Origin of the sequence: Catenulispora subtropica, from assembly GCF_039531675.1 — a bacterium.
Taxonomy (GTDB): domain Bacteria; phylum Actinomycetota; class Actinomycetes; order Streptomycetales; family Catenulisporaceae; genus Catenulispora; species Catenulispora subtropica.
The window spans coordinates 148,354-163,493 of record NZ_BAAAQM010000002.1; the positions used below are offsets into that span (position 1 = coordinate 148,354).

Annotated in this window: 11 protein-coding genes; 5 read left to right on the forward strand and 6 right to left on the reverse strand. The window is 71.5% G+C overall.

Features of this window, described 5'->3' with window-relative positions; all coding sequences use genetic code 11:
* Nucleotides 1-47: 47 nt before the first annotated feature.
* Nucleotides 48-2,399, reverse strand: a complete 2,352-nt coding sequence (locus tag ABD466_RS02850; RefSeq protein ID WP_344655305.1) for a tetratricopeptide repeat protein — start codon at nucleotides 2,397-2,399, stop codon at nucleotides 48-50.
* A gap of 81 nt (nucleotides 2,400-2,480) precedes the next feature.
* The gene (locus ABD466_RS02855) at nucleotides 2,481-3,083 is read right to left on the reverse strand and encodes a DUF2867 domain-containing protein (RefSeq protein ID WP_344655458.1); all 603 of its coding nucleotides are present in this window, start codon (nucleotides 3,081-3,083) and stop codon (nucleotides 2,481-2,483) included.
* Between the two features lie 108 nt (nucleotides 3,084-3,191).
* Between ABD466_RS02855 and ABD466_RS02860 the strand changes: the two genes are divergently transcribed.
* Complete coding sequence (locus ABD466_RS02860; RefSeq protein WP_344655306.1) at nucleotides 3,192-3,767, forward strand: TetR/AcrR family transcriptional regulator; 576 nt, start codon at nucleotides 3,192-3,194, stop codon at nucleotides 3,765-3,767.
* A 27-nt stretch (nucleotides 3,768-3,794) separates the two neighbouring features.
* Here ABD466_RS02860 and ABD466_RS02865 read toward each other — a convergent pair whose 3' ends face one another.
* Nucleotides 3,795-5,213, reverse strand: a complete 1,419-nt coding sequence (locus ABD466_RS02865; RefSeq protein ID WP_344655459.1) for an ATP-binding protein — start codon at nucleotides 5,211-5,213, stop codon at nucleotides 3,795-3,797.
* Nucleotides 5,214-5,338: 125 nt separating this feature from the next.
* Between ABD466_RS02865 and miaB the strand changes: the two genes are divergently transcribed.
* The gene (gene miaB, locus ABD466_RS02870) at nucleotides 5,339-6,871 is read left to right on the forward strand and encodes a tRNA (N6-isopentenyl adenosine(37)-C2)-methylthiotransferase MiaB (protein ID WP_344655307.1); all 1,533 of its coding nucleotides are present in this window, start codon (nucleotides 5,339-5,341) and stop codon (nucleotides 6,869-6,871) included.
* A gap of 78 nt (nucleotides 6,872-6,949) precedes the next feature.
* Here miaB and ABD466_RS02875 read toward each other — a convergent pair whose 3' ends face one another.
* Nucleotides 6,950-9,859, reverse strand: a complete 2,910-nt coding sequence (locus ABD466_RS02875; protein ID WP_344655308.1) for a serine/threonine-protein kinase — start codon at nucleotides 9,857-9,859, stop codon at nucleotides 6,950-6,952.
* A 19-nt stretch (nucleotides 9,860-9,878) separates the two neighbouring features.
* Nucleotides 9,879-11,969: a serine/threonine-protein kinase gene (locus ABD466_RS02880; RefSeq protein WP_344655309.1), complete on the reverse strand. Its 2,091-nt coding sequence runs from the start codon at nucleotides 11,967-11,969 to the stop codon at nucleotides 9,879-9,881.
* A gap of 96 nt (nucleotides 11,970-12,065) precedes the next feature.
* Between ABD466_RS02880 and ABD466_RS02885 the strand changes: the two genes are divergently transcribed.
* Nucleotides 12,066-12,755: a class III extradiol ring-cleavage dioxygenase family protein gene (locus tag ABD466_RS02885; RefSeq protein WP_344655310.1), complete on the forward strand. Its 690-nt coding sequence runs from the start codon at nucleotides 12,066-12,068 to the stop codon at nucleotides 12,753-12,755.
* A gap of 128 nt (nucleotides 12,756-12,883) precedes the next feature.
* On the opposite strand, the gene ABD466_RS02890 is transcribed toward ABD466_RS02885, so the two are convergent.
* Nucleotides 12,884-13,231 carry an antitoxin gene (locus ABD466_RS02890; RefSeq protein WP_344655311.1) on the reverse strand — a complete coding sequence of 116 codons (348 nt, stop codon included), beginning with the start codon at nucleotides 13,229-13,231 and terminating at the stop codon, nucleotides 12,884-12,886.
* A gap of 122 nt (nucleotides 13,232-13,353) precedes the next feature.
* Here ABD466_RS02890 and miaA point away from each other — a divergent pair, with 122 nt between their 5' ends.
* A complete protein-coding gene (gene miaA / locus ABD466_RS02895) occupies nucleotides 13,354-14,262 on the forward strand; it encodes a tRNA (adenosine(37)-N6)-dimethylallyltransferase MiaA (protein ID WP_344655312.1) in 909 nt (302 codons plus the stop codon).
* Nucleotides 14,259-15,140 (forward strand): diaminopimelate epimerase, encoded by an 882-nt coding sequence (dapF, locus tag ABD466_RS02900; protein WP_344655313.1) that lies wholly within the window; start codon nucleotides 14,259-14,261, stop codon nucleotides 15,138-15,140. The genes miaA and dapF overlap by 4 nt, the downstream gene beginning before the upstream one ends.

Below are 15,140 nucleotides of genomic sequence, written 5' to 3' on the forward strand. Positions count from 1 at the left end.
CCGGCTCCCGCCCCGCACCAGAGTCCTGATCCACGTCCGGGTCCGCGTCAGTACGTCGACAGCTCGTCGTCGCTGGCGTGGGTCAGATCGGGCGTCGCCAGCCGCTCCCTGACCTTCGCCGCTTCAGGGCTCCCCATGCGGTCCAAGAGGACCAGCGCCTCCGCGTACAGCGAGCGGGCCTCGTCCATCCGCCCCGCGGCCCTGCGCACCGAGGCGATGCCGCGGAGCGCCTCGGTCTGACCGTGCTGGTCCTGGCTGTTCCGGCTGAGCCGGAGGTACTCGCGGTACGCCGCCTCAGCCTCCTCATACCGCCCGAGCGCGACTTCCGTGAAAGCGATGTTGCCCAGGACGAGCCCGCGGGTGAGCTCGTCGCCCGGGTCCTGATACAGCTCCAGGGCCTCGAGCAGACGGTCCCGGGCCTCGGCCGGCCGCTTCAGGATCAGCAGGCAGCTGCTGGAGTTCTGCAGAGCGGCGCGCTCGACGTACGGATCGCCGAGCTCGCGGCCGATGGCGATCGCCCGGTCGGCCGCGGCCAGGCCCTGCTGGGCCCGGTCCGTCCGGGAGTACGTGGCGATGAGTATGGTCAGGATCTTGGCCTCGCTGGTCCGGTCGCCGAGCTCGCGGGCCAGGGCGAGGGTCTCGTCCAGGTAACGCTCGGCGCCCTCCAGGTCGTTCAGTCGCTCGGCCGAGATGCCGAGCCCGCTCAGGGTCTTCATCTGAACTCTGGTGTTCCCGGTGGCGCGGGCGCAATCCAGAGCCCGAAGGTGCAACCGTTCCCACTCGCGCCAGTTCGCCCGCACGCCCAGGTAGGTCGACACGGTCAGCGGCAGTCGCCAGCCCAGCTCCGGCCTGCCGGTCTCGGCGGCGTGGTCGGTGACCGCGACGAGGTTCGTCAGCTCCTGCTCGCACCACTCCGCCGCCTGCGCGGGGGAGGCGAAAGCGAGGGCTTTCAGCCGCGGCTCGGGGCCTCGGTACTCGGGGATGGCGCGTCCGGGCTTCATCGCCTTCCCGGCCGCGTCCATGGTCAGCATGTACCAGGTCATGAGCTGGTGGACGGCCTCGTCGCGCTCGCCGTCGGCCAGATCCGCCGCGGCGCGCTCGGCGGCGTGCGCGCGCAGCAGGTCGTGGAACTCGAAGCGGTCCATGGTGCGCTGTTCCAGCAGGTGCTCGTCCAGCAGCTCTTCCAGCAGCCTTCCGGCTTCGGCCACGGCGAGCCCGGCCAGCGCCGCGGCGCTCTCGGCGGTGAAGTCGGGGCCCGGGAAGAGTCCCAGGAGGGTGAATAACCGCCGCTCGGGCGGGTCCAGACCCTGCAGCGACAGGTCGAAGACGGCGCGCGGGCCGCGGTCGCCCGCGCCGAGCGCGGTGGCGCCGCCGGCGCGGAGCCGGGACTCCAGGTGTTCCAGGGTCCAGGCCGGCCGTGACCGGAGCCGGGACGCGGCCAGCGCCACGGCCAACGGCAGGCGGCCGCAGGCCTCGACGATCGCGGCCGCGGCCTCCGGCTCGGCGTCCACGCGGTCGGCGCCGGCGACGCGGCGCAGCAGGGCGACCCCCTCGGCCGGCGTGAACACGTCCAGCACGTGGAGGTCTGCGTGCTCCAAGCCGATCAGGGAGCGCCGGGAGGTGACCAGGACCAGGCACGTCGGCGAGGCCGGGACGAGATCGCGGATCTGGTCCTCGTCCGCGGCGTTGTCGAGCACGATGACCGCGTGCCGGCCGTGGACCCGGTCCCGGAACATCGCCGCCCGCTCGTCCAAGCCGGCCGGGATCTGCTGGGCCGGGACCTCCAGCGCGCGCAGGAAGGCGTCCAGGACCTCCGAGGGGTCGGTGGGCTCCCGCTCGGCGTCGAAACCGCGGAGGTTGACGAACAGCTGGAGGTCCGCGTACCGGCCCTCCTGGACCAGCATGTGGGCGACGCGGACCGCGAGTTGGGTCTTGCCGACGCCGCCCATCCCCTCGATGGCCGAGATCACCACGGTCGGCGCGGTGTCTCCGTCGTGCGCCGTCACGGCGTCCCACAGGCGCGCGAGCTCGGCGTCCCGGCCGGTGAACGTGGCCAGGTGCGCCGGCAGCTGGCGGAGCACTCCGACCGGGCCGCCGGACTTCGCGACGGCATGGACCCGGACGCAAGCCGCGCGCCACCGGGCGACGTCGGCCTCCTCCAGGCCCAGGGCGCGGACGATGGCCACCACGAGGTCCAGGCTCAGCCGGCGCCGCCACGGCTGGAACGCCTCGGCGAGCGTGGACTGCGACACGTTCTGGGGCGGCCGCATCACGGCCCCGGCCTTCTTGGCCAGGGCCCGGTAGGACGGGTTCCCGGCCCAGACGCGGAGCTCGTTGAGCAGGACGGTGAACTCCGCGACGTCGCCGGCTCTGGCGGGATCGGGTGGTGTCGACGCCATAAAGGTCCCCCTGCGGTCTTCTGAGCGGTGATCTCACGCAACAGACGAACATACGGGGTCGGCCTGGGCTTCGTCGCGCGACTATGGCTTGGTCGTCGCGTGCTCCCACTGGTGCTCCCACCGGCGTTCCCAGGAACGCAGCATGGCGGGGTACACGATCAGGTACCTGAAAGGCTTGATCGCGGCCATGTAGAGGGTCCCGAGCCGGCCGTTGGGCTTCACCAGGATGGCCATCTGGCCGCGCCAGCCGCCCTCGCCGTCCGGGACCCAGCTCAGGTGCATGACGCCGTGCATGGTCCTGTTGGCGATCTCCCCGGCGCGCTCGTTGTCCCGCTCGTAGAGGAAGGTGAACGGCAGGCGTCCTTCCTCGTGGTGCGTGCGCGCCGCCTCCTGCAGATCGGCCGGCAGCCGGTCGCGGAGGGAGGCCACGCGGTCGCCGAGTCCGTCCCGGCTCCGGTCCAGACCGAGGAGGGAGCCGAGCTTCCAGCGCAGCCGCCACAGCAGGCGGGCGGCGGGCGGGGCGTCGCGCTCGAAGTCGCTGCCCTGGAGCACAGCGACCAGGGTCGGGAAACCGTCCGGACCGCCGGGTGTCGGCAGTGCCCAGACGTCCTCCAACCGGAAGTCGGGGGCGATCTCGTGGATCAGCCAGGGCTGGGTGGTGTGGGCCGTGCTCGCGAGCCGCATGGGAGACATGGGAGCGACCTCCGCTCGTTATACGATGGCGTATAGATCCCAGCCTAGAGCCATCTATACGGCGCCGTATATCGGGGTGCCCGTGAGGAAGGACACACCATGCCCGCGCCCCGCACGCCGCGTCACGCCTGGATCGACCAGGGCCTGCGAACCCTGGCCGCGGGCGGCCCGGACGCGGTCCGCATCGAGGTGCTGGCCAAGGCCCTCGGCGTCACCAAGGGCGGCTTCTACGGCTACTTCGCCGACCGCGAGGCCCTGCTGTCCGAGATGCTGGAGGTCTGGGAACGCGAGGTCACCGAAGCGGTCATCGACCGCGTCGAGGCCCCGGGCGGCACGGCCCGCGACCGCCTCTCCCGCCTGCGCTCCCTCGTCTTCCCCGGCGACGGCCCCACCGTCGGCCCTACCGTCGGCATCACCCTGGAGCTGACCATCCGCGACTGGGCCCGCCGCGACGCGGCGGTCGCCGAACGCCTCCGCCGCGTCGACAACCGCCGCATGGACTACCTCCGTAGCCTGTACCGCGAGATGTTCCCCGCCGATGACGAGGATGAGGCCGAAGCCCGCAGTCTGGTCAGCTACAGCCTCTGGATCGGGCGGCACCTGATCACGGCTGACAACGGGACCGGTGATCCGGCGCGGGTGGACAAGCTGATCTCGCAGAGGTTCTTCAGCTGACTTGGACGAACCGGCCAGGCGAACTCGTCAGGCCCGCCACGGCTCCAGAAGATCGGCCGGCCCGAACGCGGCGTCCAATCCGGCGGCGGTGACACCCGACCTGGAGACTCCGATGAGCGGAACCGGTTCCCCGGTGAGGCGGTCGCGCTGCTTGTGCAAGGCGATGAGGTCGTGCTGATCGAGTGGTGAGGCTTCCAGCCACTTGATGGAACCGAGGAACAGCAACCGTTGCGCGATCGGCTCGCGGTCGGCTCCGACGATGTCGATCTCGACGTCGTTACTCCTGGTCCAGTACCCGCCGACGGCAGGTGCCGCGGGCAGGCCCGCGGCCGGCAGCAGCCGGGCCAGCGAATCGCGGACCAGCGGCTCTACGGCACGGCCGCGCCAGCTGGCCCAACCGCCGCGGATGCGCTCAAGGGTCAGGTCGGAGCGCATCCGGTCGATCTCGGCCAAGTGCGGGCCGAGGAAAGCGAACCAGAACCGCAGGTACGGGTCGGCGATCCGATACCTGCGTTCCTTGGAAGGGCCCAACGAGATCGGCAGTTCCGCGGCCACCATTCGTTTTTCGATGAGGACATCTGTCGCTCGCGTCAAGGTGGAATGCGCGATGTCCCCCGCGGCCCGAGCGATGTTGGTGAAGGTGCGCTCGCCGGATCCGATCGCGGCGAGGACGGCGCGGGCCTGAGCCTGGTCGGGGAACTCGGCGGCGAGGGAGAGCCGCGCCGAGGCTGACACCGGACTGAACGGGTCGGCCAGTTCACGTGCCAGGAACGACCAAAGGTCCTCGCCGTTCCGCCAGCGGGCGCAGATCACCGGCAGCCCGCCTGTGACCAGCGCGGCGTCGATGGCATCGGCGGCGTCCAGACCGCTCATCGTGGCGACGTCCGCCGGGTTCAGCGGCCCGATCGCCATCTCGGCGGCTCGCTGGTGGAACGGGCGTCCGTAGGACGTGAGCGCCTCCATCATCGACAGGTCCGAGCCGATGAGCAGCAGCAGTACCGGCTTGCGTGACAACTCCCGGTCCCAGCTCCGCTGGAGGACGCTTTCGAAGGCACCCTGGTCGTCCATGAGGTAGGGCACCTCGTCGAGCACCACCACCGACGGCCGGTCGTCAGGCAGTATCCCGGCCAGTTGCCGGAGAGCGGCCGCCCAGTTTCCCGGCGTGGCGTCCTCGAACACGCCGGCGTCCGGCAAGGTTGATCCGGCAACCGTGCGGACGAACTCCCTGAGCGGCTCTTCGCTCACGCCGATCTCCGCTGTGAAGTAGACATGCGGCACGTCGGCCTGCCCCACGAACTCTTCGACAAGAGCCGACTTGCCGATTCGGCGCCGACCCCGCAGCGCGAGGCATCGTCCTGGCCGCGGATCACGAGCCGCGGCAGCCACCTCGGCCAGTACGTGATCCAGGTCGGCGAGCTCGCGCCGTCTTCCCACGAATCGAGCCATCAGTGAGCCTCTCCCTCGCCCGATTACTTCCATAGAAGATACTATCGCGCGAGATAGTATCTTCAGTGGGAGTCTATGGGCGGCAGGCACCGACCGGCTTCCCGACGCGCCGTATCCTGTTCTCCATGTCCGAAGCGCAGGTTCATCCGACCTACATCGTCCGCACCTACGGCTGCCAGATGAACGTCCACGACTCCGAGCGCCTCTCCGGCCTGCTCGAAGACGCTGGTTATGTGCGGGCGGCGGACGGGTCCAACGAGGCGGACGTGGTCGTGCTGAACACCTGCGCCGTGCGGGAGAACGCCGACAACCGGCTGTACGGCAACCTCGGGCATCTGGCGTCCGTGAAGGCGGCGCGCCCGGGGATGCGGATCGCGGTCGGCGGGTGCCTGGCGCAGAAGGACCGCGGCGAGATCACGCGGCGCGCGCCGTGGGTGGACGTCGTGTTCGGGACGCACAACATCGGTTCGCTGCCGGTGCTGCTGGAGCGGGCGCGGGTGCAGGACGAGGCCCAGGTGGAGATCCTGGAGTCGCTGGACGTGTTCCCGTCGACGCTGCCGACGCGGCGCGAGTCGGCGTACGCGGCATGGGTGAGCGTGTCGGTGGGGTGCAACAACACCTGCACGTTCTGCATCGTGCCGGCGCTGCGCGGCAAGGAGAAGGACCGGCGCCCCGGCGAGATCCTCGCCGAGGTCGAGGCGCTGGTGGCCGAGGGCGTGTGCGAGGTGACGCTGCTCGGGCAGAACGTGAACGCCTACGGCTCGGAGTTCGGGGACCGCGAGGCGTTCGCGAAGCTGCTGCGGGCGTGCGGGGAGGTCGAGGGACTGGAGCGGGTGCGCTTCACCTCGCCGCACCCGCGGGACTTCACCGACGACGTGATCGCGGCGATGGCCGAGACGCCGAACGTGATGCCGCAGCTCCACATGCCGCTGCAGTCCGGGTCGGACCCGGTGCTGAAGGCGATGCGCCGCTCCTACCGTCAGGAGCGCTACCTGGGCATCATCGAGCGGGTCCGGGCGGCGATGCCGGACGCGGCGATCACCACCGACATCATCGTCGGCTTCCCCGGGGAGACCGAGGAGGACTTCGAGCAGACGATGCACGTGGTCCGCGAGGCGCGGTTCTCGGCGGCGTTCACGTTCCAGTACTCCAAGCGGCCCGGCACGCCCGCCGCCACGATGGAGGGGCAGGTGCCCAAGGAGGTCGTGCAGGCCCGGTACGAGCGGCTGGTGGCGCTGCAGGAGGAGATCTCCTGGGCGGAGAACAGGAAGCAGATCGGGCGGACCGTGGAACTGCTCGTCGCCGAGGGCGAGGGGCGCAAGGACGGGGCCACGCGGCGGATGTCGGGCCGGGCGCCGGACAACCGGCTGGTGCACTTCGCCGTCGGGGAGACTCCGGCCGCGGAGCTGCCGCGTCCCGGCGACATGGTGTCGGTGGAGATCACGTACGCCGCACCGCACCACCTGAACGCCGACGGCCCGGACGGCGGCAGCGCGATCAAGGCTCTGCGACGCACCCGGTCCGGGGACGCGTGGCAGGCCCGGCAGGAGCGGCCGGAGGCCGAGCGCGGGAAGGCGGCCGTGGCGCTGGGGATGCCCTCGATCGGCAAGCCGGCCGCGGCGCCGGCCGAGGCGGAGAACGCGTGCGGCGTCTGCTGAACAGTTCGCGTTGACGAGTAAGGCCCCTGGGACGCGCCATGGCGTCCCAGGGGCCTTACTCGTGCCGGCTTCAGCGGCTCACTGGTTGCCGGACCAGTTGTCCGGACCCGCGGCGTCCACGGCCTTCTTCGCCGCCGCGTCCAGCCACGGCGCGATCGAGGACGACTCGGAGTGGTTCACGGCCAGCGCCACCGACAGGATCACATAGCGGTGCTGCTGCTCGCGGTACTGCTTGATGGTGGCCGAGCGGTAGTCGCCCTGGCAGGCGGACGAACCGGGGCCGTCCTGCGGGCACCAGATGCCGAAGTCGGCGGCGGACTGCTGGGCCAGGTCGTCGTACACGACGGTGGCGGTGTGCTGGTCCGGCAGCGGCAGCACCTTGACCGAGACCAGGTACTGGCCGCTGTCGTCGACGTAGCTGGCGGCGATCTCGCTCTTGCAGCTGTTGGACGTGAGGATGTCCTTCATGTTCGCCGACATGTCGGACTGCACGCACGGCTGCACGCTGCCGGCCTTGAGCGAGTAGTGCACGCCCTTGTCGTCCCTGAAGTCCTGCGGCGCCAGCGCCTCGAGCGTCAGCGGCGTCTTGTCGGTGGCGCCCTCGTTCAGCACCGACGGGTCGAACGGCGTCGACGTCAGGTCCGGCGGCGGCGTGTAGGAGTCGCTGGACGACGAGGAGTCGCTCGGCGTGTCCGTGTCCGACGAGCTGTCACTCGGACTCGGCGAACTGGAGCTGGACGACGTCGACCCGCTCGGGAAGTTGGTCCCGGGCACCGACGACGGCTGGCTCGACGCCGAGTGCGACGAGGTGTTCCCGGCGTTGTCGACACCGTCCTTGGACGACTTCCCACCCTTGGTCGCCAGCACGACCACGATCACCACCAACGCGACCGCCGCCACCGCCCCGACGATGATCCCGACGGTCTTGCCGGTGTTGTTCTTCGGAGGCGGGGCCGGCATGGGGTAGAAGGGCTGGCCGGGCTGGTTGCCCCAGGGACCGCTGGGGCTTCCCGGGCCTCCGGGGCCGGGCGGCATACCGCCGGGCTGGGGGTTTTGCCAGGGGTTCGGCGGCAGCTGCGGAGACTGCGGCTGCTGCGGAGGCTGGAGCCAGGGGTTCGCGGCGCCGGGCGGGGGAGCCGAGAACGCGGCCGCGGCCTGGGTCGGGGGCGCGCTGGACTGCGGCGGCTGGGACGCGGACTGTTGCGGTTGGGACCCGAACTGCGGCTGTGGCTGGAACTGGCCTTGCGGTTGCTGCAGGAACTGGTTCGGCGGCTGTGGCTGCTGCTGGAACTGGTTCTGCGGCTGCTGGGGCGGAACCGCGTCAGCTGCCTGGGTGGGCGGCACGACGTCGGCCGCCATGGTCGGCGGCGCGACCGCGGCGGTCGCCACCGGGATCTGCTCGGGCTTGGTCGGCGGCGGCTCCGGCGGCATGGCCGCGGCGAGCGGCAGCGCCTGCGTGGACAGGGCATCCGGCGAACCGGGAGCGATGGTCGGGACCGGCCGCGTGATCTCCTCGCGGCCGGGCCCGGCCGCCGGCACAGGCCGCGTGATCTCGTGGTCCGAGGTGTTGGACTCGTTCGTGTCGGCGAGGTGGTCCGCGGCGAGATGGTCCGCGGCGAGCGGCTCGGTCGGCGCCTCGATCACCGGGGGATCGGGCTCGATGACGGGCACGGGCCGCGTGATCTCGTGGTCCGGGATCGCGTCGCTCAACGCGTCGCTCATCGCGACGACTTGCGTCGCCCGATGGTCCTCCGCTTTCGACGCACCGGGCCGGATGATGGTCGGAACCGGGCGCGTGGGCTCCTCGTCGATCTCGCCGAGGAGCTCGGCTTCCGGCTCGTCGTCGGCCGTTGTGGCTTCGGTTTCGGGCTCGGCTTCGGCTTCGGCTTCGATGATCGGGACGGGGCGCGTGAGTTCGTCGTCGGTCTCGGCGAGCAGGTCGGCGGCGCTCATCGGCTGGGTCGGCAGATCGGCCGGCGGCTCGTCGTCGGCCGTTGCGGTTTCGGCTTCAGGCTCGGCTTCGATGGTCGGGACGGGGCGCGTGAGTTCGTCGTCGGTCTCGGCGAGCAGGTCTGCGGTGCTCATCGGCTGGGCCGGGATGTCGCCCGACGCCTCGTCGCCGCCCGCCTCCGTCTCGTCGCCCGCGACCTCCTCGGCCACCACCTCGGCCATCACCTCGCCCTCACCGGTCTCGGCCAGCAGTTCCGCCGCGGTCATCGGCTGCGTCGGCAGATCGAAACTCTGCGTCACGTGCGTCGGCTCGTCGCCGGCGTCGGTGATCTCCTCGCCGCCGGTGCCGTCCTCCGCGGCCTCGGCGCTCGCGCTCTGGGCCTCCATCAGGGTGTCCGTCCCGTGCTCCGCCTCCAGGGGTGCACCGAGGCGCGACAGCTCCGCGTAGGTGCGGTCCAGGGCGGCGGCGTGGTCCGGGTCCTTCTGCATCAGGCCCCTGATCAGTCCCGCGAGGGTCGGCTGGCGGGGGTCGCCGGTCGGGGGGTCGAACGGGGACCGGCCCTCGGCCGCCAGGAACAGGGCGGCGCCGAGGTCGAAGAGGGCGTTGTCGGGGGTGGGGACGGGGAGGAGGAGGACGTTGCCGTCGTCGGTGAGGAGGATGTGGTCCGGGGTCATGGAGGGGTGGGGCCCCACCGTGGACAGGGCTGTGACCGCGCCGGCGGCTATCGTCAGGACCTGCTCGGCGGGGAGGGCGCCCCACTGCGCCACGGCCTCGCTCAGGGTGCGGGCCGCCACCGGAGCGGAGATCAGCCAGGCGCCGTGGTCGCCGGTGGCCGTGGCGGTGGTGGGGAGGACGGCGCGGCGGTCGCGCCAGGGGGTGGCGTCTGGTGTGTCGTCCTGGGTGGGGACCAGGATCACCTCGACGTCGTCGTGCTCGTCGTGGGCGCGCCACGCCGGTCCCAGCGGGTCGCCGAGCCGGTATCTCCCGGCGACCAGATCCCCACGCTGCACGGACACCGTGCCCTCCCCATCTTCCATCAGGTCACTGATATGAACTCTACTGCACCGCGACCTGCGGGCCGCCTTGGCGGGCGGCGCTGGTGGCGGCCGGCTTCAGCCAGTCCTGCGCGGTCGCGTCGGACGTCAGGTTGATGTACAGCGACACCGCGTGCACAAGGTAGCGGTGGTTCGGCTGGATGTAGCCGTACTGCTGGGCGTTGCTGGTGTCCTTGCTCGCCGAGCAGATCTCGGAGCCCGCACCGGTGCGCGGGCACCAGACGCCCCAGTCGTCGATCGTGAAGGCGTTCTTGGCCTGCATGTCCTTGAACGCGTTCGACGCCGAGGTGGTGTCCGGCAGCGGCAGCACCACGATGTCGACCAGGATCTTGTGGTCCTTGTCGACGTACGTGGCGATCGCCTGCTGGTCGCACTTGTACTTGGTCAGCAACGTCTTCAGCTGCGCGCTCTCGTACGAGTTCACGCACTTGTCGGTCCACTGGTTGGTCGCGGTGTACACCACGCCCTTGCTGTCCGTGAACGTCATCGGCAGCAGCTGGTCCGCCGCGAACAGCGTCTTGTCGGTGTCGGCCTTGTCCCACGTCGCGGGGTCCACCGTGCTCGGCGGCGTGGCCGTCGTGGAGTCGCCGCCCGACGGCGACGAGTCCGACGGCGTCGTCGGGTTCGACCCCGACGACGGCGCGTTCCCGCTCGGCGTCCCCGACGACGCGGGCGACGACGGCGCGGAGCCCGAGGTGCTCGAACTGTTGTTGACCGGCGACACCGCGTCCCGGTTCTTCTTGCCCCCGCCGGACAACGCGATCGCCGCGATGACCCCGCCGACCACCACCGCCGCGCCGACACCGATGCCGACGTTGCGCCCGGTGTTGTTCGTCTTCGGCGGCACCGGCTGGGGGTAGAAGCCGGGCCCCGGGCCGTAGGGCGTGGTCACCTGATGCGCCTGCGGCGGATACGGTGTGGGCGGATACGGTGTGGGCGGGTACGGAGTCGGCGTCGGCGGATACGGCGTCCCCGGGCCCTGGGTCCCGGCCGCCATCGTCGGCGGCGCGGACGAAGAAGAAGACGAAGACAAAGACGAAGACGGCGAAGAAGAAGACGAAGACGACGCCGAAGGTGAAGGCGTCAGGAACGGGTTGAACCCGGACCCGGCGCCGGTCCCCGATCCCGAGCCCGTCCCCGACCCCATGCCGGCTCCCGTACCAGAACCCGAAGACCCCGGCGGCACCACGATCGTCGCCGCCTCCGGCACCCCGTCCGTCCGCGTCCCGGACCCCGGAGTCGCGCCGCTCAGCCGCTCCAGCTCCGCCCGCGCCCGCGGCGCGTCCCACCGCGCGGCCGGGTCCTTCGTCAGCAGTCCGCTGATCACCGGCGCCAGCGCCGGCTGGCGGGTGACCGGCGCCGTCTCCTCGAACAGGATCGCCGTCAGCACCCCGACCGCGGTCTCCCGTGCGAAGGGCGAACGCCCCTCGCACGCGTAGAACAGCGTGGCCCCCAGTGAGAACAGGTCCGACGCGCCGCGCGACGCCTCGCCGCGCGCCCGCTCCGGCGCCACGAACTCCGGCGACCCGACCAGCACGCCCGACGCGGTCATCGTCAGGTCGGCCTCCTGCACCGCGATCCCGAAGTCGGTGAGCATCACCCGGCCGTCGGTGGTCAGCAGCACGTTCGGGGGCTTCACGTCCCGGTGCAGGATGCCGGCCGCGTGGCTGGCGCTCAGCGCGTCCAGCACTCCGAGCCCGACCTTCGCCACCTGCTCCTGCGGCAGCGGCCCGTGCTCCTCGACCACCTGCGCCAGGTTCCGGGAGGGGATCAGGTCCATGACGATCCACGGCATGTCCTGGTGCGACACCATGTCGTGGACCGAGACGATGTGCGGGTGCGCGCGCAGCCGGGCCGCGTTGCGGGCCTCGCGCTGCGCCCGTGCCAGACGGTCGGCGCGCTCGGCGTCGGACAGCATCGGCGGCAGCCAGACCTCCTTCAGCGCCACTTCGCAGTCCAGCGACTCGTCATACGCCCGCCAGACCCGGCCCATGCCCCCGGCGCCGAGCCGCTCGATGAGCCGGTAGCGCCCGGCTATCAGGATTCCCTCCGCGCCGTGGCTGTCCCGTGTGGTGTCCTCTTCTCCAGCCACCGCTGGCCCCTCCCAGTCCGACTTTACGCAGCCCAGTCTGTCAGGACCGGCCCGAACCCGCGACCATGCGCCCCATCTGTGCCCTACCCTGGAGGGATGGTGATCGCCGCGGCCGTCGTCCCGCATCCGCCGGTCCTGGTGCCCCGGATCGCGCAGGGATTCGCGCCGGACCTCGACGGACTGCGGGCCGCGTGCGGCGCCGCGATCGACCAGCTCTACGCCGCCGAGCCCGACGAACTGCTGGTCGTCGGCGCCGGGCCGGAGCAGAGCACGGACATCGCCGCCACCGGGGACTTCCACGAGTACGGACTCGACCTCGCGGTGGACGGCCGCTGGGAACCGGCGGGGAAAACCCCGATGACCCTGCCGTTCCTGATCGGGGCCTGGCTGTTGCGCGACCGGCCCGGCGTTCCGGTGCGGCGGGCCGTCATGGTCGACGAGAACGGCGGTCTCGACGCCGGATCCGCCGGAGCCGCCGGCCGCGTGGCCATGCTGGTCCTCGGCGACGGCTCCGCCTCCCGCACGCTTCAGGCCCCCGGACACCTCGACGAACGCGCCGAACCCTACGACGCCTCCGTCGCCCGCGCACTCGCCACCGCCGACACCGAGGCGCTCGCCGCGCTCGATCCCGAGCTCTCGCGGCAGTTGCACGTCGCCGGTCTGCCCGCCTGGCGGGCCCTCGCCGCGGCCGCGGACGCATCAGGCGTCGAATACGACGCCGAACTCCTCTACGAGGATGCCCCCTACGGCGTCGGCTACTTCGTCGCGACCTGGCTCGCCCGCTAGACCGAGAAACCGAGAGAGAAACCGAGAGAGAAAACCGAGAACGGCCGCGGACACCGGATCCCGGTGGCCGCAGCCGTGTTCTCACCCCCTGCCCCGGTGCCTTCCGCTGAGCCGGCACCGCGGTCCTCTCAGCGGAGCATGTCCCGCGCCTTCCGCACCCCGCTGTCGATCTTGTCGTCGTACTTACCGCCGGTCTTGCTCTTGGCCATGTCCCCGGCCTTCTCCACACCGCTGGCCACGTTGTCCTTGATGGACTGCGTCATCCCGCCGGAGCCGCCGGCCGCCGCCGCTTCGTCGCCGGCCCCGGGGGCCGCCTCACCGACGGCCGACACCGGCGCGCCCTCGGACACCATGTTCGACGCCTCGTCCTCGACGCTCGTCCCGGCTTCGGACGGCTCGTCCTTCTTGTCCATCAGGTCCGAGGCCTTGTCGGGCGCCTCGTTCACCTTGGTCTTGAAAACGTCGAAGATGCCCATGTCGCCTGCGATTCCTTCCGTGAAGGGGGGATCTTCCCCCAAGTGGATCACGAGACACGTCACCTGTCGAACCGAGTCAGTCACCCTGAGTGACATGGGAGAATCGACGCCGTGAGCGCAGCATGAACGCCGTCCCGGTGATCGCCGTCGTCGGTCCCACCGCCTCCGGCAAGTCCGACCTGGGCGTGGCCCTCGCCGCGGCCCTGCACGGCGAGGTCGTCAACGCCGACTCGATGCAGCTGTACCGGGGCATGGACGTGGGCACCGCCAAGCTGACCGTCGAGGAGCGCGGCGGCGTCCCGCACCACCTGCTCGACATCTGGCCGGTGACCCGGGTCGCGAACGTCGCCGAGTACCAGACGCTGGCCCGCGTCGAGGCCGACCGGCTGCTGGCCCGGAACCGGCCGCCGGTCTTCGTCGGCGGCTCCGGCCTGTATCTGCGCGGCGCGCTCGACGAGTTCGAGTTCCCCGGCACCGACAGCGCGTTGCGCGAGCGGCTGGAGGCCGAGCTCGCCGAGGCCGGCCCGTACGCGCTGCACCAGCGGCTGGCCGAGCGGGATCCCCAAGCCGCGGCGACCATCCTGCCGTCCAACGGCCGGCGCATCGTGCGCGCGCTGGAGGTGATCGAGCTGACCGGCGGCCGGTTCACCGCCACCCTGCCCGAGCACACCGACCACTACCCGCACACCGTGCACCTGGGCCTGGACGTCGACCGTCCCGCGCTCGACGAACGCATCGCGCTGCGCGTGGACCGGATGTGGAAGGCCGGCTTCGTGCAGGAGGTGCGCGACCTGGAGCCCCAGGGCCTGCGCGACGGCCTCACCGCCAGCCGCGCCCTCGGCTACGCGCAGGTGCTGCGCTTCCTGGCCGGGGAGTGGACCGAGGAACAGGCGAAGGAGGAGACCGTGCGCGCCACCAAGCGCTTCGCGCGGCGGCAGGACTCGTGGTTCCGCCGCGACCCGCGCGTGCACTGGCTGCGATTCGATCGTCCCGACCTCGTGGCGGCGGCGCTCGATAGGATCGGGGCATGATCCTCGAGGGCCTGCCGACGCTGACCAAGGGCCACGGCACGGAGAACGACTTCGTGATCGTCCCGGACCCCGACGGGGCCCTGGAGATCACCGCCGCCCAGGTCGCGAAGCTGTGCGACCGCCGCGCCGGGATCGGCGCCGACGGCCTCCTGCGCGTCGTGCGCACCGCACGGTTTCTAGAACAAGAGCAGGTGCCCGGTCACGAGGACCAGGCCGCCGACGCCGAGTTCTTCATGGACTACCGCAACGCCGACGGCAGCGTCGCGGAGATGTGCGGCAACGGCGTGCGCGTCTTCGCGCTGTATCTGCGAGCCCGTGGTTTCGTCGGGGACGCCACGCGGTTCGGCGTGGCCACGCGAGGCGGGGTGAAGTACGTGAGCCTCACCCCCACCGGGCCGCTGAGCGCCGACGTGACGGTCGACATGGGTGTCCCGGTGTTCCCCGACACGCGCGGGGACGTCACGGTCGAGGTGAAGGGCACGCCCCGGCCCGCCGTCGACGTCGACATGGGCAACCCGCACGCCGTCGTCTTCGTGGACTCCACCGACGACGCCGGGACGCTCTACGAGTCGCCCGTGGTCGCCCCGCGGGGCGTTTACCCCGACGGCGTCAACGTCGAGTTCGCCGCCGACGTCGCCCCGCGCCACCTCGCCATGCGCGTCCACGAGCGGGGCGTCGGCGAGACCCGCTCCTGCGGCACCGGCGCCTGCGCGGTGATGATCGCCGCCGCCCGCCGCGACGGCGCCGCGCCCGGCACCGCGTACACCGTGGACGTTCTCGGCGGCCGTCTGCACTTCGTCGAGCGCGCCGACGGCCGGCTGGAGATGACCGGACCCGCCGAGCTCGTCTTCGACCTCGTCGCCCCGGAGACCCGCTGA

Excerpts from the sequence above, each read along its gene's own strand:
- ABD466_RS02850 (WP_344655305.1), bottom strand. The coding sequence starts at position 2,399 with ATGGCGTCGACACCACCCGATCCCGCCAGAGCCGGCGACGTCGCGGAG.
- ABD466_RS02855 (WP_344655458.1), bottom strand. The coding sequence starts at position 3,083 with ATGCGGCTCGCGAGCACGGCCCACACCACCCAGCCCTGGCTGATCCAC.
- ABD466_RS02860 (WP_344655306.1), top strand. The coding sequence starts at position 3,192 with ATGCCCGCGCCCCGCACGCCGCGTCACGCCTGGATCGACCAGGGCCTG.
- ABD466_RS02865 (WP_344655459.1), bottom strand. The coding sequence starts at position 5,213 with ATGGCTCGATTCGTGGGAAGACGGCGCGAGCTCGCCGACCTGGATCAC.
- miaB (WP_344655307.1), top strand. The coding sequence starts at position 5,339 with ATGTCCGAAGCGCAGGTTCATCCGACCTACATCGTCCGCACCTACGGC.
- ABD466_RS02875 (WP_344655308.1), bottom strand. The coding sequence starts at position 9,859 with ATGGAAGATGGGGAGGGCACGGTGTCCGTGCAGCGTGGGGATCTGGTC.
- ABD466_RS02885 (WP_344655310.1), top strand. The coding sequence starts at position 12,066 with ATGGTGATCGCCGCGGCCGTCGTCCCGCATCCGCCGGTCCTGGTGCCC.
- ABD466_RS02890 (WP_344655311.1), bottom strand. The coding sequence starts at position 13,231 with ATGGGCATCTTCGACGTTTTCAAGACCAAGGTGAACGAGGCGCCCGAC.
- miaA (WP_344655312.1), top strand. The coding sequence starts at position 13,354 with ATGAACGCCGTCCCGGTGATCGCCGTCGTCGGTCCCACCGCCTCCGGC.
- dapF (WP_344655313.1), top strand. The coding sequence starts at position 14,259 with ATGATCCTCGAGGGCCTGCCGACGCTGACCAAGGGCCACGGCACGGAG.